The sequence below is a fragment of the Bacillus sp. MC1252 genome, assembly GCF_056838025.1.
On record NZ_CM166369.1, the window covers coordinates 914,773 to 932,497 of the forward strand.

Genomic DNA, 17,725 nt, shown 5'->3' on the forward strand with positions numbered 1-17,725 from the left:
CATGAAGGCTCCTGTTTCATTTATTTGTGCTCGATGTCATTGATCACTTGCTGGATAGATTCATCATCCATCACATTCATGACACTTTCATCAATGTGAAGAGATTGTGCATAAGACTCTCTTGGCTGATGGGTTCTTGATGGTGATTGGTGCTGGTTCGTGTGATCTGGCTGGACAGCGGTAAATGCTTGCTTGATCATTTGCCCAACTTCAGCCGTTCCTTTTGATTCTTTATGGGAGTGTGACTCATGGCGAGACGAGTCATGGTGCTGATGATCATTGCCTTTCATCATTGAAGACATATTCATTTGCGTCATGCTTTTCAGCCTTCTTCGTAATACTGGTGAAAATAATGCAATGATGGCTGTTGAACCTGCGATCATTGCGCCAGTGCTCATGCCTTTTCTTTTCTTAAACAAACGAATCCCTCCATTTGATCGTGATGATACTTCTTCATCATGTTTAGGATGACCAAAGTAGGCTGAATTATGAATTCATTTTGATGAAATAGAAATGTGTGCATAAAAAGTCGATTGGATGAAAAACCTATGAACAAAAGGAGGGAATAATTGATGAATAGGAAATGGATGCTTTCTTTACTACTTGTTCCAACATTGATCACTGCTGGGTGTGGAATGAACAATCAAGGCGATGAGCGAAGAGGAACAATGAATCGACAGTATGAAAATGTCACATATAAGAACGACAACATGAGACAGGATCAGCCAAATGTTCAAACACCTCAGAAAGTCAAAGTGGCAGACAAGGCGTCAGAGCTTGTAGCCAACATGTCTGAAGTGAAAACAGCAAACGTGCTTGTCACAGGAAAAAATGCATTTGTTGCCGTTATGCTTGAAGGTAATAAAAACGGCGATGTGACAGATGATTTGAAAAAGAAAATTTCTGACAAAGTAAAATCAACGGATCAACAAATCGATAATGTGTATGTATCCGCTAATCCAGACTTTGTTGATCGTATGCAAGGATATGGAAAACGTATTAGTAGCGGAGAGCCAATTTCAGGATTTTTCGATGAATTTACTGAAACTGTTCGACGTGTCTTCCCTGAATCAAAATAGCTACGACAAAAGCCGTATGTCATATGCGGCTTTTTTGTTTGGAACCGCACCTTGCGCACCTGACTGCATAAAGTAAAAAATATATCACCTCTTGTTGATCTTTGTTTTTTCATAGAAAGAGAAAGAGGTTGCAGGATGAATTCAGGTGGGGAGTAAATGAAAGCAAAATCGTCATTGATTCATAAAAAACTTGTAAGCGGAATGATTGCAGCAGGTTTGATTTTTTATGCGTTCACCGCGTACTTGATTTATGTTGCGTTTCAGCTGACAGGACATTATTTAGAGCAGCAGTCTTCTCCTAAAACGGTCTTAACAGAAGGACTCAATAAGCAAGTCTATGAACATATCAGAATTTACTATGCAGAGGAAGAGGACGTGTTTGTGGATCTGACAATAGAGGCCCTGGATCAGGCAAAGAAGAGGACAGCGTCAGTGTTTCAGTTTGAACCTGACAAACCTTTAGACATTATTTATTTTGATGATAAAGACACGATCGAACAATTTGCCGGCATCAAGCATATTACGGGCTTTTACTCTGATTATGATCAAATGATTGGGTTATACCCAGATAAACGGGAAGAATTGTTGAAGAAAGAGACACTGCCTTTATACTTTTTCAACACGTTATTCATTCATGAGTATGCTCATTTTGTTTTCTATGAAAAGGTGCATGCATACAAGGTATCTCCAGTGATCTTCCCTCTTTGGTTCCATGAAGGAACAGCAGAATGGACGGCCTATGACGTGTTAAATGCCACGTCTGAACGGTTCGACGTCGTTCCTTTTCAATCTCTTCATTCTGATCAAGACTGGCAAGACTCTCGGATGACGTATGAGACAGATGTTTATTTACAAAGCTACTATATGATCTATGAGCTGGTCCAGCTTTACGGACGAGACATCATACATGAGATCATGGAGGAAACGGCGAAAACGGGCCGATTTGATAGAGGCTTTGAACAGGCGACAGGGCAGCGGCTAACTGACTTTGAAGAACAGTTTAAAGTGATGTATCAAAGAAAAAACGGCTGACCAGAGAAAGGGGTCAGCCGTTTTTTTAATGAAGCGGCTTTTGCTGATTGGCTTTGCTTGGAGGCATTTGAACTTGGCCCTGCATTGGGGCGAATGTAGACGTCATGGCTTGCATGTCTTGCGTAGAAAGCTGCGGGACTTGATAGTAGCCATGTTTGTTTTGATATAAGAAAATTTCATATGCCATTTCAATAAAGTTCGGAATTTGCGCGGCAAGCACACGTCTAACCACAGGATTTGTTACCTCTAACGCGGTCATTGAAAGTAATCCTGCATGTGATTTAACGAGGCCGAGCATATGCCCTGTAATCCCTGCGTCTTTTACGTCCTGCAATGACTGATTCGGCTTCTTTGGCTGAGATGGTTTAATTCCGTATGACACCTGTGTTTGTTCTTTCATCATATAAGTAGTTGTTTCTTCACTAGGCTTTTGTCCAGTAGAAAAACAATCTACCGTGACATTGTACTGCGACAAAACGAATTGATATTGTCGATCTAAGATGTCGGATAATGCAGGATCTTGGATAAATTGCCGAAAGATCATGTATTGATCCAAAATATTAATCGTGCCTGCTAAAATTTCATGTAAATCGAATAACTCATGCCCACCATGGTTGAATTCAGGTTGCTGAGCATTTCCTTGAACGAAAGACTGCTGATCGTTTTGCATAGAGATTCCTCCTTCTATTTATATGTTCTGTTTTAATGTGAGGATGTTTTCCTTATTTCATGCAAAAAACATTATTTACAATTAGAGGGTTTTCTTCCTTTTTGTCGAAAAAAAGTATCAGACGAATGAACATGGGGGTACCAGATGCAGGACAAAATCATTAATCGTTTGACAGAAGACGAACATGTGCAGGCACCAGTGATTGGCATCGGTGTTTCGCCGTTTGAACAGCATCATCTTGAGGCTTTTTTTCAATCGTTTCCACATGAATTAAATGCCTCTTTTATTGTTGTACAAAATCATGTGACGGGCGATTGTATCACTGATTTGGAATCACTTGTTTTACCGATTGGCTACCGGGCAAAAACGATTAAGCATGGTGAGAAAGTCATGAAAAATATGATTTATTTTTGTCCGCAGCATGCGTTTGTCATGTTAACAGAAGACAAGCGGCTGCACGTATCAGAGCAGCTTCCAACGAACAAGGCCTGCTCTGTCGACTCGCTTTTTCAGTCACTTGCCAGTGTGCAAAAGGAAGAGGCCTTTGCGATCTTTTTTCAAAAAGGCCATTGTGTGGGGAGCGGACTGCTTCAATTGGTGGAGCAAGGCGGTACAGCCTTATCATGCAGTGAGATAGAAAGTGGTTTTGACAGCATGTATCATCAAACATTCAAAGATCCTTCAATTCTTGCGGCATATATCGCCAATATCATCAATGTCCCGCATGTCGATGATGCAGATCCCGTCTTGCTCAGAATAATTGAACGTCTTGAAATGTATAAAGGAATTGCCTTTTCAACCTATAAAAAGAAAAGGATGCTCACTGTCATTCAAAAACGCATGCGGAGTGCAAAACAACCGATTTCATTATTATCAGAGTACGATCGTTTATTAGAAAGGGAACCAGATGAGCTTGACCGTTTACATGTACAGCTTCTAAGCGGCACGACTTCTTTTTTTAGGGATATGGAGGCCTTTCGAGTATGTGAACATAAGATCATTCCGTCGATCATTGAAAATACGATGAAAAACGGGAAATCTCCATGCCGCATTTGGATTGCGGGATGTTCCACAGGGGAAGAAGCCTATTCCTTTACGATTTTATTTTTAGAAGAAATGAAGCGAAGACAAGTGTCCATTGAACTTCAAGTGTTTGCAACAGACATCAACCGGAAAGCCATTCAAATGGCTAGTAAAGGTCTTTACTCGGTAGAGTCTATGGCAAGAATGCCGGAAAAATGGCGGGTGCGATATTTCGAAAAAAAAGGTGACGCTTTTATTGTGAAGCAGTCGCTTAGAAAACATATTGTCTTTGCTCCTCACAATTTATTGATCGATTCACCTTTTATCCACCTCGATTTTATCAGTTGCCGAAATGTTCTGATGTACTTCCAGCCAGAAATACAAAAACGAGTGTTGTCCCGATTCCAATATGCTTTAAATGATCAAGGGATGTTGATATTAGGGCCAAATGAAACTGTACCCAATATCCCTCATTTGTTTCATTTATTCAATGAAAAGTGGAACATTTACACCCATTCAAACGTTGCTAAATACAATGTACCTTGGACACATGATGCTCGTTATGTGGAGGAGTTAAAAGAGCGAGCTGCACAATATATGCAAGAAGTGAGGAAGGATTATGACGCATGCATGGTGATCAATGATTGTGACAAAATCCTGGCGATATCGAAGGGTGCCTATTCTTTCCTAGAGCATACAGAAGTGCCAGATCAATCATGTGAATATGTGATACCTGATTATATGAAAGAGATGTTGAGCCAAACCTTTCAAAAGGTGTGGACAGATGAGACAGAGGTTGTGTTTCAGCACGTCCTCATTTCGGAAAAAGGCAGAAAGCAGTATGCAGATTTTACCGTGAAAAGTTTTGACCGCCGTTTTAAGGGAGTATACGTCATTCTTATTCGGATGAATGAGAGAGGAAAAAATCAAAAGAACGGCAGGGACAAAGGGATGCTAGATCAGAATTCAGTCTATCAACAGCGTATTGTCGATTTAGAAAATGAACTCAATGAAGTCAAACAAAAAGAGCAAGAGGCAAGGGCTCAATTAAAAGCGAAAAACACGCAAATAGAGGAGCTTGAGAAAAAACACGAACATTTTATTAATATCATAAACAACTTAAAGGTGACAAGAGAAGAACTGTACCGCCCCTCTGTGAAGCCAGAGCTTGCGACGTTGTTTGTGGACCGGGACATGAATATTCGCTATTACACTCCTACAGCTGCCTCTTTATTTACTTCAGCTCAAATAAGGCACCAGCAATCCTTTCAGTCGATGGCTAAGAAACTAACGCAGGAAACGCTTTATCATGATATTCAATCCGTCATATCGGACAGGCGCGTGATCGAACGTGAAATTGAAACGAACGAAGGAGAACAATTCACTGTTCACATTACACCTATCTATGATCAGGATCATGAGGGGGCGGTGATGACATGGATCAAAATGACGGAAATGACGAAAATGAAACAGTCACTTCATCTTGCGGTGACAGCGCTTGATAACAGCCATATTCATATTGTTGTCGCAACAGAGGAAGGCACTATCCAATGTGTGAATCAGCGCTTTTGTCAGTTTGTACAGCAGCATGAATATGACCTTATCGGCAAAGATATTTTTTCTGTCTACCATTCGCTATGTCAATGTGACGATTTAGCGAAGCAATGGGAGGTTTGTTTAAGAGATGGCAGCTGGACAGGTGAGCTGTACTTTCAGGATTTGTCAGGACGCGAACGATGGGAGAGAGTCTCTTTACATCGAATTGATGATCCTAACAAAATGCAGGCAACCGTGATGCGTATTTCAGAGGATATTACAAATCAAAAGCAGTCAGAGAAGATGCTGATGAAGTCTGAGATGCTGTCGGCAGTAGGCCAGCTTGCAGCCGGCATTGCCCATGAGATACGTAACCCGCTTACGTCGTTAAAGGGATTTTTACAGCTGATGATTCAAAGTAAAAAGTATCAAAAGGATTATGCAGATGTGATGATGTCAGAGTTTAATCGGCTTGAGGCGATTATTAACGAATTCCTAGTGCTTTCTAGAAACAAATCTGTGAAATTCGAGCCGGTACATGTCAATCTTCTGCTCGAAGAAGTCATCATGGTCGTTGAATCGCAGGCGGTCTTAAAAGGCGTGTCCATTCAAAAAAACCTGTCTCCGTCACTGCCAAACATTCAAGGCATACCGAATGAATTGAAACAAGTTTTCCTGAACATCCTTAAAAACGGAATTGAAGCCATGGATGGCGTGACAGGTGTCATCCAAGTGACCTCGGTACTGAAAAATAATCAAATGATGTTGATATTTGAAGACCAAGGAAAGGGCATACCAGAAGACGAAATGGGGAAACTGGGTGAACCTTTTTATACAACGAAAGAAAAAGGGACGGGCCTTGGATTGATGATGACCATTAAAATCATTGAAAGCCATGGCGGCACCATTCGTTTTGAAAGCAAAAGCTTTGAGGGGACACGGGTGATTATTTCGTTTCCAATGAGTTGATGGAGATAAGTTTTACATGAAATCCATTCAACATCAATATTTACTTTGTACACTATGAGAGATGAAGTTCAAAGGGGAGAGATCTAATGAAACGTATTCTATCAATTCGAATGATCTGTTGTTTGGTTTTGGTGATCTTTAGTCTGCAATCCTTACTGCCTGGCATGATGGCAGCAGAGCAGGCAGGGGCATCTGAGAAGAAGGAAACTGTGTGGAAACAAATGAAGCCAATGAATATCAAGAAAGCCCGTCAGCTGATAGGAGAGACGGTTACGGTGAGCGGAATTGTGACAGCAGATCAATCCGCTATAGGCAATGGGAAACTATCAACATATATTCAAGACAAAACAGCTGGAATCAATATTTATTCAGCGCAGCCTAAAAGTTTCCCGGAACTGAAAGCCGGCATGAAGGTGACGGTGACTGGCAAGGTTGCGTCTTATAAAGGGCTGATCGAAATTGTGCCAGTTCAAAACCGCCTGAAGGTAGATGCTGTGAATCAAACATTGCCAGCGCCGAAACGAGTCTCCATTCAACAACTGGAAACGGATCAGGCAGGTAAATATGAAGGAAGACTCGTGAAGGTAAAAGGCTACGTGGAATCAAAGCCGGATCAGCCTGCTGGCGGTGGATATAATGTGGTCATCATAGATAAAAAATATCACAGTACTATCCTTAGAGTGATGGCTGATACAGGTGCCATTGATCAGGTGAAGACAGGGAAATGGTATGAGTTTACAGGGGTTTTAAGCAGGTACGATACGCTGCAGATGCTTCCAAGACACAAGGATGATGTCAAACTGCTGAAACGCCAGCCAAAGCCGCCGAAAATCAAGAAAGAATATCATTCAACGGTTGACCGTGTGGTGGATGGAGATACCATTCATTTAAAAAAGCCTGTGCTAGGTACAACCAAGGTGCGCTTTGTGAATATGGACACGCCTGAAACCTATCATAAGCCAAAAAATGAATTAGATCAAAATCAACTGCGCTTTGGACAGCAAGCGACTGACTATTTAAAGACGCTTCTTTCAAGCGGTGATAAAGTCACGTTAAAAATTGGCCCTGAAGCGAAGGATGGCTACGGACGTCTGCTAGCTCAAGTGAAAACCAAAAAAGGGGTCAATACGAATTTAGAGCTTGTGAAAAAAGGATATGCTCCCACTTATTTCATCTGGCCAGTTGGAGATGAAAAAGACTATCATACGTTCCAACAAGCAGTTAAAGAAGCGAAGGAAAAAGGGCTGGGTGTTTGGAACGAAGCGGATCCTCTGCTGGAACAGCCGTTTGAATTTAGAGCACGCGAGCAGAAAAAAGGACTCGCACGTTATGTCGGTGATTCATCTGCGAAAACCTATGTATCCCCTGAAAACTGGAAAGACGTAGACGTAGATAAACGTGTCTTTTTTGCTTCAAAAGAGGAAGCAGAGCAGGCTGGATATCAGCCGGCAGAGGAATCCAGCAAAGTACCATTAACGATTTTAAGCATAAATGATTTACATGGTAAAATCGATCAAGAATACGAGCTGGATATAAAAGGTGATGGCAGTAAAGGAATGTACGGACGAATGGATTATGTGGCGGCATATATGAAACAAAAACAAGCAGCACACAAAAATACAATTACGGTCCATGCAGGGGATATGATTGGTGGAAGCTCTCCGGTATCTTCTCTGCTGCAAGATGAACCAACAGTTGAACTCATGGAGAACATTGGCTTTGATGTTGGCACGGTCGGCAATCATGAATTTGATGAAGGCGTAGACGAGCTATTGCGTATCTTAAATGGCGGAGATCACCCTAAAGGCACAAAGGGGTATGATGGCCAGAACTTTCCGCTCGTTTGTGCGAACTGTGAATACAAGGATACTGGCAAACCGCTTTTACCTGCCTATGAAATCATAGATGTCGAAGGAATTCCTGTGGCATTTATCGGTGTTGTGACGAAGTCAGCCGCAGGAATGGTGATGCCAGAAGGGATTAAAGACATTCAGTTTACAGATGAAGTGAAAGCCGTCAATGAAGCAACGACGGAACTAAAGCAAAAAGGGGTCAAAGCCATTGCAGTGCTGGCTCATATGACAGCCTCTCAAAATGGCGATACCATTACTGGGGAGAGTGCGAAGCTTGCCAAAGAAGGTGATGATGAAATTGATGTCATTTTTGCAGGACATAATCACGAAGTGGTCAATGGAGAAGTCAATGGGAAACTAATCGTTCAAGCCTTTGAATATGGGAAAGCCATTGGCGAAGTGAGTGTCACACTTGACCGGAAAACGAAGGACATTGTGAAAAAGAGTGCCAATATCCAGTATGTAGACCAATCTAGTATTGAAAAAGACAAGGAAGCAGCCGCTATTTTAGCTCATTACGGAAAAGAAGTTGAGCCAATCATTAGTGAGGTTGTTGGAGAAGCAGGCGTAAAAATGGAAGGCGGGTATTCAAATGATGGAGATACACCGCTCGGTAACCTCATTGCGGATGGCATGAGATATTCAATGAAAAGTGACTTTGCCATGATGAATGGCGGTGGCATCAGGCAAAACCTCGAAAAAGGGCCGATTACTTGGGGAGATCTCTTTAATATTCAGCCATTTGGCAATGTTTTAGTCAAGCTGGAGATTAAGGGGAAGGACTTGGTTGAGATCATTGAAGCACAAATATCTCCTCAATTTGGGCCAGATTATAGCATTTCGGGTTTTTCATATTCCTATGATCCGTTAACATATCAAGTAGTCGACTTGAAGCTGCCAGATGGTTCAGCCGTTGCTTTCGATCAAACGTATACACTCACGGTGAATAACTTCATGGCAACCGCAACTGGAAGTAAGTATGCGCCGATAGGCCGGCTAGGGAAAAACGCTGAAACGGGCCCAGAAGATTTAGAAGCAACCGTTGCCTTTGTGAAGAGCTTTGAGGGTGCTTCCATTGTGTATCAAAAAGAGGGACGCATTCAAAAAGCAAAACAAGAAGAAAAGGCAGCAGCAAGCTGAAGGGTATCATCTAAATAAAATGTAATGGTTCATCAAACAAAGGAGCTTAAGCATGAAAAAGTGGCTGGCACTTACTGTGATGACAGCAGGTATTGTCCTGCTCGGCTGGGGAATTTGGCAAATCGCCTCTACTCATCTTCAAACAGCACAATCATTAGAAGAAGCGAAGAAGGCCGTAGCGGTCGATCAAGGGATGTCAAAGAAGCAGTTTGCTCCTCAAATGGGGAAAGCTGCTGGCATCTTGACGATTCCGAAATTAAAAGCAGATCTTCCCATTGTCGAGGGGACAGATGCGGACGACCTTGCCAAAGGAGTAGGGCATTATAAAGGCAGTTATTACCCTGATCAGAATGGACAAATCGTTCTGTCAGGTCACCGGGATACGGTGTTTCGCCGGACAGGGGAGCTGGACATTGGGGATCAGCTGAAAATCACTGTGCCGTATGGTGAGTTTGTTTATGAAATCACGCATACGAAAATTGTGAATCAGCATGATACATCCATTATCACCTTGCAGAATGAAAAAGAAGAGCTGGTGTTAACTACATGCTATCCATTCCATTTTGTCGGCAATGCACCAGAGCGGTACATTATTTATGCAAAAAGAGCATCTGCATAATGGAACAAGAGCCTGCTGTTCATATGCAGGCTCTTGTTCGTTTAATGGATGATCTTGTCCATTAGCTCTGCCATATCAGGTGGAAGCGGCGCCTCTATGGTGAGATGCTCACCTGTAAATGGGTGTTTCATGTCTATTTTTTTGGCGTGAAGGGCACATCTTTTTATCCGATCACGTATACCCCCGTATAATGTATCTCCAGCTAAAGGGTGCCCGAGGCTGCTAAGATGGACACGAATTTGATGCGTCCTTCCCGTTTCTAATTGAAGCTTGACGGCTGTCATTTGTAGGTGTTTATTGTTTTCAATGACCTGAAAATGAGTCACAGCACTTTGTCCAGTAGGAGAGATTCTCCGTCTGACTGCATGGTGCTTGTCACGGCCGATTGCCGCATTGACGGTGCCTTTCTTTTTCTTGAACAGTCCTTCTGCGATGGCGATGTATGTTCTGTTAATCGTTTTTTTAGAAAGCATTTGATCAAGGACAGCATGTGCTAGCCTGTGCTTTGCAAAAATGACGGTGCCGCTTGTGTCTTGATCAAGCCTGTGTATATGTCTCACCCGCTTCTCTTCCCCATTTGCTTGAAAGTGGAAGGCGACTAGGTTGGCCAGTGTGCCCATTTGTCCTTTTTCATTCGGGTGCGTCGGTCGACCAGCTGGCTTTTGCACAATCAATAAATGCTCGTCCTCAAAGAGCACCTCTAATTCACCATATTCTGGCGTGACATCACTTTCTTCCGTTTCAAATAAATCGATGATGATCTGGTCACCTGTACTGACTTTTGCTGCGTGAAGGGCAGGCTTCTGGTTTAAACGTATTTTATGATGCTCCATCCAAAAATGGATGATCGGTTTAGAAGCAGACACTTCTGTTTTTAAAAAATGACTCAATGAAGCGCCATGCTGCTGCTCACCTACTTTTAGTGAGAGCGTGTGTCCTTTTATTGACATGATATCGATTCCTCTCTTTGGGTATATATAGGAAACACTTACCTTGGCGAACGCCTTTTTTTCTGTGCTATTCTGAATGGAGAAATAACGACAGAGAGGTAGATGTCACGTGAGATTAATGAAAGCTGCTACAGACCTGCAGGAGCAGGCAATTGAAGAAATATCAAAGGATGTTGAAGATCTTTTATCCCATGTTGTCAATGAAGAGCAGCAGGAAGCGCGTCAAAAACAGCGCCCGCTTACATTCATTGATGGGGTTTATAACGGGACGATGGATGATGCTTTTCGTATTTTATCGGGTCTTCAGCTATTACATACCATTATTTTAAAACCTAAACGTCATGTAACAAAACAAGATCGTGAGTTATTCGAGCGGAACCGTGAGCAGGTCAATGCGTGCGGCTTTTCTTTTCCGTTTGACTTAGACGATTTTGTGAGCCGCCACCTTCAAAATGCGTAAAAGTTGGTGTGAACTTCCTTGTTAACTTACAAGGTGGTCGCACATACTATTTTTAAGGGAACGGAGAAACCTTCAAAATCTGTAATACCAAACCCGCTCTTTTTCAACATTGCTTATTTCTCCACGAATCGGAGCGCTTGGACCTCTTGCAGAATGAATCGAACATGATAGGAGCCTGACAAAACGATGCAGGCTCCTTTTATACATAATCATTTTAGCAGACATTCATCTTTGAAAGTCAATTTTATTCACGATATGATAGCAGTGAGTATCATGTTTCAGACTTTCGTAAAAAAAGGAGTGGCCTCGTTGGTAAAGGCGATTATATTTGATTTTGACGGATTAATTTTAGATACAGAAACACATGAATATGAAGTTTTACAGGAAATGTTTGCGGAGCATGAATCGGAGCTGCCTCTTTCTGTATGGGGTAATGTGATTGGGACGCAGGCAGGCTTTAAGCCATTTGAATATTTGGAAGAGCAGTTAGGGAAGACGCTAGATCATGAGGCTCTCACAGCGGACCGGCGTTCCCGTTTTCAAAAGAGAATGAAGGACGAATCAGCAAGACCTGGCGTAGAAGCTTATTTAGAAGCAGCTAAGGAGCTAGGGATTAAGATTGGACTTGCCTCCAGCTCAGATTATAAATGGGTGTCTGATCACCTGAAGCAAATTGGTCTTTTCGATTACTTTGAATGTATCCGCACGGCTGATGATGTGGAAGAAGTCAAACCAAATCCAGAACTTTATTTGCAAACCGCAAGCTGCTTAGGTGTAGAGCCGAAAGATTGCGTGGCATTTGAGGATTCTGTGAATGGCTCAGTTGCTGCCAAACGAGCAGGCATGAAATGTGTCATCGTGCCAAACAAAGTGACGAGCACGCTGCAATTTGAAGAATATGATGTCAGATTAGAATCCATGGCTGAAATCGAATTGCTCCAGCTATTCCATCAGCTTGAAAAAGAGGACCAGTAAGGGGGCAAAGACGTCATGGCAGAAAAACTAGATTTAACGCGTTTTGAAAAAAGAATGGTGATCCGTAATATCAGGGAAGAGGATATTGACCGAATCATTGCGCTGCAAGAGGTATGCTTTCCGGGCATGGATCCTTGGAAACGAGAGCATCTTGAAAGTCATCTCGAGCATTTTCCGGAAGGACAGTTTTGTGCGGAATTTGAGGGAGAAATCATTGGCTCTTGTTCAAGTTTATTAATTAACTTTGATGAATACGATGATCGGCACACTTGGCAGGACATTACAGATGATGGGTACATCACGAATCATAATCCAGATGGAATGAACATGTATGGAATCGAAGTGATGGTTAGTCCTGAGTACCGCCGCATGAAAATTGGTCATCGTTTGTATGAAGCTAGAAAAGATTTAGCGAGAAGATTAAATTTAAAAAGCATCATCATTGGCGGACGTATCCCGAATTATCATAAATATCAACAGGAAATGACGCCTCGCCAATATGTGGAGCAGGTGATGCTCCACCAAATTTATGATCCAGTTTTATCTTTTCAGCTGTTAAATGAATTTAGTCTCATGCGGATCAATCCGAATTACTTGCCGGATGATAAAGCGTCTAGCACATATGCGACGTTAATGGAATGGAACAATGTCGATTATCGTCCGCAATCGAAAAGATATTATAAATCGGCCTTCCCGGTTCGAATTTGTGTGATTCAATATGCGATGAAACAAATTCATTCCTTTGAAGAATTTATGAATCAGGTGGAGTATTACGTTGATGTCGCATCAGATGCGTCGGCTGACTTTGCCGTTTTCCCAGAAATTTTCACGACACAGCTCATGTCTTATTTAGAAGAACGATCACCAAGTCTTGCGGTACAACGGATCACGGAATATACCGAGGACTACATTAATTTATTTACAGATCTCTCTGTGAAGTACAACATTAACATTATCGGTGGGTCCCACTTCGTTGAAGAGGAAGGGAAAATCTACAATATTGCGTATTTATTTAGACGTGATGGAACGATTGAAAAACAATATAAGCTCCACATCACACCAAATGAAAGAAAATGGTGGGGAATTTCAAGCGGTGATCAAGTCCGTGTATTTGATACTGACTGCGGCAAAATTGCGATCCAAATTTGCTACGATATTGAATTTCCTGAGCTTGCTCGGATTGCTGCTGACAAAGGAGCAAAAATTATTTTCACTCCGTTCTGTACAGAAGACCGCCAAGGCTATTTACGGGTGCGTTACTGTGCACAGGCTAGAGCGGTTGAAAATCAGATTTATACAGTCATCTCTGGAACTGTCGGAAATCTTCCGCAAACCGAAAATATGGATGTCCAATATGCACAATCTGCTATTTTTGCCCCTTCTGACTTTGAATTTGCAAGAGATGGGATTGTAGGAGAATGTAATCCAAATATTGAAATGGTTGTCGTTGGTGATGTTGATTTAGAAATTTTGAGAAGACAGCGGCAAGATGGAACGGTACGTCAGTTGAAAGACCGTAGAAGAGATGTGTATCATATTGAATATAAGAAATAATGAAAAGAAGCGCCCCGTTATGATGCGAGGCGCTTGTTGTTATGTTTACATTTTCTTTAATGCTGATGTAGCAATGTGAGCAAAGCTTTTGGCAGCTAAAAATGGAACACCTGATTTGATCAGAGATTGATAAATCGTTTTATCTACCTGCTTCCATGTAAGAGCCGGTTCTTCTAAAAGACTTTTTAAATCAGGTCCTACATGTTGATTGAAAAACTGTTCAAATTGTTCACGCTTTTCTTGTCCTGCAATCAATTCTAATTTTTGTAACCATTTTTCTTGTTTTTGAAAAGATTGTTCAATGTTTTGTTTAATTGTGTCTGTGATTGAAGGAAGCTGAAAATCACTCTCTGTTGTGACCTGCTTAGTTTGAATAGATGCAGCATCAGCTGTCTGTGTCAATGGTGAAGCGAATAAAAGGACAGTAGTGGAGAGCATTAAAGATTTTGCGATTGTTTTCATAATGAAAACCTCCTAGTTCATTTAGTATTGTGTTCGAGATTCATTATACATTTTTGTTAAAATAAGGTAATGGGTCTTGACGCTTATTTTTTCATGTGACAAAGGGATGCCGAAGCAAAAGACGAATATACTGGAATGGAGATCATCGGTTCAAAAAGGAGAGGAATATGGGACGACAATCGAAACATTTGTATATCAACTTGCCGGTAAAGCATGTGAAGGAATCAAGGGTTTTTTTTGAGCAGCTGGGCTTTGACTTCCAACAGCAGTTTACGAATGATCAGGCCGCTTGCTTGGTCATTGACGACACGATCACCGTCATGCTGTTATCCCTTAAGCATTTTCAATCCATTTCAGAGAAACAATTGGTCGATGCAAAGCAGGCATCTGAGGTGATTATCTCGATGCGGGTCGATTCAAGAGAAGAGGTTGATGAGCTGGTAGAGCAAGCGATTGCAGCAGGCGGTTCGCCGTTTAAGGAAAAGCAGGATCATGATTTCATGTATGGATGGAGCTTTCAGGATCTTGATGGTCATTTGTGGGAAGTGTTCTATATGGATGAGGAGAGAAGCGGCCTTTCATAAGGGTGCTTCTTTTTTATTGTTTATCAGTGGTATGATAATGAGGAAGCAACAGGAATAAGGAATTCATCTAGAGAAAAGTAGGTGCAGCATGGAGTTTTTACTTGTCTTAATGCCAGTGTTCGGCATTTTCCTCATAGGGTATATCGGGCAGAAGGCAATTGGTTTTGACATACATACGCTCTCATCAATGTCTTTATATTTAATGTCACCATTTCTTGCGTTTGAAACCTTTTATCAAAACAAAGTATCGATGGACTATGTGTACCTGTCCATTTTTGTCGTAGGGCTTTGCCTTTCACTTGTTTTATGTGTCTTCATTTTATCTCGGATTTATGGTTATTCGAATGAAACGTATTGTGCCATGATTCTGTCGTCAGCATTTATGAATAATGGGAATTACGGTACGCCCGTTGTCCTGCTTGTTTTCGGAGCAGCTGGCTTAGATATAGCAATCGTTTTAATGGTTCTTCAGCAGCTTGTCATGAGTACAATCGGCATGTATTATGCAGCCAAGGGCGGAGAGGATGCGGGAAATCTAAGGGTCGTTTTGAAAAAAGTGCTGCGGATGCCGATTGCTTATGGGGCACTCATCGGTCTATTATTTCAGCTGATTGACCTTTCATTACCTAAAGAGCTTATGACGGGTGTTCAGCTTGTTGGGGATGCGGCCATACCGACGATTATGCTCATTTTAGGCATGCAGCTGGCAGTGATTTCTTTTAAACAAGTGGAGTATCGAAATATTTCCTATGCTGTGCTGTTGAAGCTGTTTATCTCACCACTGATCGCATTCGGCTTTACGCTCATTTTACCGGTAGATGATTTGGTGAAACAAATTATGGTCTTAGTTGCAGCCATGCCGACAGCAGCGAATACAACGCTGATGGCTGTACAATTTCGAACGAAGCCTGAGTTTGTCTCAAGCACAACGTTTCTCAGTACAATCTTAAGTATCGTCACTTTACCTGTTTTATTATGGATTTTATCCATGCACCCTCTGGGATAGGGGACGGCAAACAAAGGGGGACATATGAATGAATACAGATGTTCATTTTCAAGTGAGTGATGTGTTGAAAACGAAGTATTTTACGCATGCGAAAGTATTAGCTGGGGAAAAGGGACTGTTTCGGCAGGTCAAATGGATACATGTGTTAGAAGTGCCTGCTGTAGAGGATTTGTTAAATGGGGGCGAGCTTATATTAACAACGGCCGCAGGTTTCCATGATCAATTGGATGTGTTTAAAGAGTTTTTAAGGCAGCTGATTGACTCAGGTGCAGCCGGCTTGTGTATTGAATTTGTTCCGCTGCGCTTCGATGTGCCGGAAGAACTGATGGCCTATGCAGAAGAAAGAGATTTTCCACTTATTCTGTTTACAAAAGAAGTGAAATTCGTCAACATCACGCAGCATCTTCATACGATGATGATCGAGCGCCAGTATCAAATGATGGCCGACTTAGAAGCACTATCATCAAAGCTGAATGAGCTTTTACTGACCCCTCATCCGCAGATGGATATTTTAGATCAAGTGTATCAGCACTTAAGAGGAATTCTTTTACTCATACCCGTTCAAGGCGAGCCGATTATTTTATGTGATTCTTCCAAACAAACTGAAGAGCTTGTCATGAATTATTTGCAGTATGCTTCCTTGCCAAAAGGATACGAAGTGACTCAAAAACAAGTCCTCGCACTCAAACAGACATTTGCAGATCTTGTGCTCATTCATCAATCGAACACACTCTCAGAATTTGAACTGCTCGTGATGGATAAGGGAGCGAATGCCCTTGCCCAGCAAACCTTAAGAGAGCTTTATACTGAAGAACTGAAGAAGACAAAAGAGAATGAATGGCTGCAAAAATGGTTCCAAGAAGAGCATACAGAAAGAGACATTTTAGAGCATCTTGAAGAAACGGAAGGACTGAAAAAACCAACCGGCTGTGTAGTCATGCTCTTTCAAAAACATCATCAAATCGAAGAAATTGCAGGAAATCTTTACTTTCTCGTATCTTGCCGTTCCATCTTTCAGCGTGCCGGTTTCCATCTGATCGCTTATGAGCATCAAGGACAAACCTTGTTTATTTTATTGAACACGAGAAAGGTAGAGGACTGGAAGGAGCGAGTAGAGAAGGCAGCAAATGAAATGAGGCAATTATATGATCGTGAGCAGCCTCGCGGAACCGTAATCAATTTTGGCATCGGTCAATATTGTGAACAGTTTCAGCATATGAGAAAAAGCTTTCAAGCAGCGAAAGAAGTGCTCCATTTAAAAAAAGTAATGCCGCACCGAGTGGAAAGCCCGTTTTATCAAGATTTACATCTGCTCCGTCTCATGCCTGTTATGAAGGAAAGCGGTCTATTAGAATGCATGGTAAAGGAGTATTTAGAGCCGGTGATTTTATATGATAAGCAAAATAACGGTAGGCTCTATCAAACGCTGAATATCTTTTTGCAGACGAACGGATCTAAAAAAGAAACAGCAAGCCAGCTCTATATTGTCAGGCAGACACTTTATCATAGATTGGATAAATTGCATGCTTTGCTTGGAGAGGATATGATGCAAGCACCGAAACGCCAAGCGCTTGAATTTGCGATCCTCGCTTATGAATTTTTGCAAGGGAATCGCCGTTAATGAGATTTGTTAGATTTACGAATGCAGCAAGTAGAATGTCTTATGGTTCTTTTCAATCAGTTGACGATCTGTCTAATGTAATCTGCCCGGCCCCTTTTTTATAATGAAAGTAACAATTGGTCTCTCTTAGAGGCGGCCTTGTTTCAGTTTCATATGCCTCACTTTTCATCCATATAATGAATGAAGAGGCAA

The 17,725-nt window shown here is 41.8% G+C and carries 15 protein-coding genes; 11 read left to right on the top strand and 4 right to left on the bottom strand.

Annotated elements, in window-relative coordinates:
* Window positions 1-20: 20 nt before the first annotated feature.
* The gene (locus ACYH0L_RS04555) at window positions 21-419 is read right to left on the bottom strand and encodes a spore coat protein (RefSeq protein ID WP_099728228.1); all 399 of its coding nucleotides are present in this window, start codon (window positions 417-419) and stop codon (window positions 21-23) included.
* A gap of 153 nt (window positions 420-572) precedes the next feature.
* Between ACYH0L_RS04555 and ACYH0L_RS04560 the strand changes: the two genes are divergently transcribed.
* Window positions 573-1,079 carry a YhcN/YlaJ family sporulation lipoprotein gene (locus ACYH0L_RS04560; RefSeq protein ID WP_099728227.1) on the top strand — a complete coding sequence of 169 codons (507 nt, stop codon included), beginning with the start codon at window positions 573-575 and terminating at the stop codon, window positions 1,077-1,079.
* Between the two features lie 156 nt (window positions 1,080-1,235).
* Complete coding sequence (locus ACYH0L_RS04565; protein ID WP_099728226.1) at window positions 1,236-2,111, top strand: hypothetical protein; 876 nt, start codon at window positions 1,236-1,238, stop codon at window positions 2,109-2,111.
* Between the two features lie 25 nt (window positions 2,112-2,136).
* Here the strand turns inward: ACYH0L_RS04565 and ACYH0L_RS04570 are convergent, their stop codons facing one another.
* Entirely contained in the window at window positions 2,137-2,781 is a 645-nt protein-coding gene (locus ACYH0L_RS04570; RefSeq protein WP_256499428.1) for a spore coat protein, read from the bottom strand.
* 144 nt (window positions 2,782-2,925) lie between these two features.
* Here ACYH0L_RS04570 and ACYH0L_RS04575 point away from each other — a divergent pair, with 144 nt between their 5' ends.
* The 3 genes from ACYH0L_RS04575 to ACYH0L_RS04585 all read left to right on the top strand — a co-directional run bounded on the left by ACYH0L_RS04575 (window position 2,926) and on the right by ACYH0L_RS04585 (window position 9,921).
* On the top strand, window positions 2,926-6,309 hold the full coding sequence (locus ACYH0L_RS04575; RefSeq protein WP_482354401.1) for a CheR family methyltransferase: 3,384 nt from the start codon (window positions 2,926-2,928) through the stop codon (window positions 6,307-6,309).
* Window positions 6,310-6,395: 86 nt separating this feature from the next.
* On the top strand, window positions 6,396-9,302 hold the full coding sequence (locus ACYH0L_RS04580; protein WP_327925496.1) for a 5'-nucleotidase C-terminal domain-containing protein: 2,907 nt from the start codon (window positions 6,396-6,398) through the stop codon (window positions 9,300-9,302).
* A gap of 52 nt (window positions 9,303-9,354) precedes the next feature.
* Window positions 9,355-9,921 (top strand): class D sortase, encoded by a 567-nt coding sequence (locus ACYH0L_RS04585; RefSeq protein ID WP_230030991.1) that lies wholly within the window; start codon window positions 9,355-9,357, stop codon window positions 9,919-9,921.
* Between the two features lie 41 nt (window positions 9,922-9,962).
* On the opposite strand, the gene ACYH0L_RS04590 is transcribed toward ACYH0L_RS04585, so the two are convergent.
* Window positions 9,963-10,871 (bottom strand): RluA family pseudouridine synthase, encoded by a 909-nt coding sequence (locus ACYH0L_RS04590; protein ID WP_230030990.1) that lies wholly within the window; start codon window positions 10,869-10,871, stop codon window positions 9,963-9,965.
* A gap of 109 nt (window positions 10,872-10,980) precedes the next feature.
* Here ACYH0L_RS04590 and ACYH0L_RS04595 point away from each other — a divergent pair, with 109 nt between their 5' ends.
* The 3 genes from ACYH0L_RS04595 (at window position 10,981) to ACYH0L_RS04605 (ending at window position 13,860) form a co-directional block, all read left to right on the top strand.
* Window positions 10,981-11,331 carry a DUF5365 family protein gene (locus ACYH0L_RS04595; protein WP_327925494.1) on the top strand — a complete coding sequence of 117 codons (351 nt, stop codon included), beginning with the start codon at window positions 10,981-10,983 and terminating at the stop codon, window positions 11,329-11,331.
* 309 nt (window positions 11,332-11,640) lie between these two features.
* Entirely contained in the window at window positions 11,641-12,306 is a 666-nt protein-coding gene (locus ACYH0L_RS04600; RefSeq protein WP_099728252.1) for an HAD family hydrolase, read from the top strand.
* A 15-nt stretch (window positions 12,307-12,321) separates the two neighbouring features.
* Window positions 12,322-13,860, top strand: coding sequence for a bifunctional GNAT family N-acetyltransferase/carbon-nitrogen hydrolase family protein (locus tag ACYH0L_RS04605; protein WP_099728219.1), 1,539 nt, complete (start codon window positions 12,322-12,324; stop codon window positions 13,858-13,860).
* 45 nt (window positions 13,861-13,905) lie between these two features.
* On the opposite strand, the gene ACYH0L_RS04610 is transcribed toward ACYH0L_RS04605, so the two are convergent.
* Window positions 13,906-14,322, bottom strand: coding sequence for a hypothetical protein (locus tag ACYH0L_RS04610; RefSeq protein WP_099728218.1), 417 nt, complete (start codon window positions 14,320-14,322; stop codon window positions 13,906-13,908).
* 167 nt (window positions 14,323-14,489) lie between these two features.
* Here ACYH0L_RS04610 and ACYH0L_RS04615 point away from each other — a divergent pair, with 167 nt between their 5' ends.
* From ACYH0L_RS04615 to ACYH0L_RS04625, 3 genes are all read left to right on the top strand, one after another.
* Window positions 14,490-14,906, top strand: a complete 417-nt coding sequence (locus tag ACYH0L_RS04615; RefSeq protein WP_099728217.1) for a VOC family protein — start codon at window positions 14,490-14,492, stop codon at window positions 14,904-14,906.
* An 88-nt stretch (window positions 14,907-14,994) separates the two neighbouring features.
* Window positions 14,995-15,912, top strand: coding sequence for an AEC family transporter (locus ACYH0L_RS04620; protein WP_249705397.1), 918 nt, complete (start codon window positions 14,995-14,997; stop codon window positions 15,910-15,912).
* 28 nt (window positions 15,913-15,940) lie between these two features.
* Complete coding sequence (locus ACYH0L_RS04625) at window positions 15,941-17,533, top strand: PucR family transcriptional regulator (protein ID WP_230030985.1); 1,593 nt, start codon at window positions 15,941-15,943, stop codon at window positions 17,531-17,533.
* Window positions 17,534-17,725: the final 192 nt, after the last annotated feature.

Excerpts from the sequence above, each read along its gene's own strand:
- ACYH0L_RS04620 (WP_249705397.1), top strand. The coding sequence starts at position 14,995 with ATGGAGTTTTTACTTGTCTTAATGCCAGTGTTCGGCATTTTCCTCATA.
- ACYH0L_RS04605 (WP_099728219.1), top strand. The coding sequence starts at position 12,322 with ATGGCAGAAAAACTAGATTTAACGCGTTTTGAAAAAAGAATGGTGATC.
- ACYH0L_RS04615 (WP_099728217.1), top strand. The coding sequence starts at position 14,490 with ATGGGACGACAATCGAAACATTTGTATATCAACTTGCCGGTAAAGCAT.
- ACYH0L_RS04585 (WP_230030991.1), top strand. The coding sequence starts at position 9,355 with ATGAAAAAGTGGCTGGCACTTACTGTGATGACAGCAGGTATTGTCCTG.
- ACYH0L_RS04625 (WP_230030985.1), top strand. The coding sequence starts at position 15,941 with ATGAATACAGATGTTCATTTTCAAGTGAGTGATGTGTTGAAAACGAAG.
- ACYH0L_RS04570 (WP_256499428.1), bottom strand. The coding sequence starts at position 2,781 with ATGCAAAACGATCAGCAGTCTTTCGTTCAAGGAAATGCTCAGCAACCT.
- ACYH0L_RS04590 (WP_230030990.1), bottom strand. The coding sequence starts at position 10,871 with ATGTCAATAAAAGGACACACGCTCTCACTAAAAGTAGGTGAGCAGCAG.
- ACYH0L_RS04580 (WP_327925496.1), top strand. The coding sequence starts at position 6,396 with ATGAAACGTATTCTATCAATTCGAATGATCTGTTGTTTGGTTTTGGTG.
- ACYH0L_RS04575 (WP_482354401.1), top strand. The coding sequence starts at position 2,926 with ATGCAGGACAAAATCATTAATCGTTTGACAGAAGACGAACATGTGCAG.
- ACYH0L_RS04610 (WP_099728218.1), bottom strand. The coding sequence starts at position 14,322 with ATGAAAACAATCGCAAAATCTTTAATGCTCTCCACTACTGTCCTTTTA.
- ACYH0L_RS04560 (WP_099728227.1), top strand. The coding sequence starts at position 573 with ATGAATAGGAAATGGATGCTTTCTTTACTACTTGTTCCAACATTGATC.
- ACYH0L_RS04565 (WP_099728226.1), top strand. The coding sequence starts at position 1,236 with ATGAAAGCAAAATCGTCATTGATTCATAAAAAACTTGTAAGCGGAATG.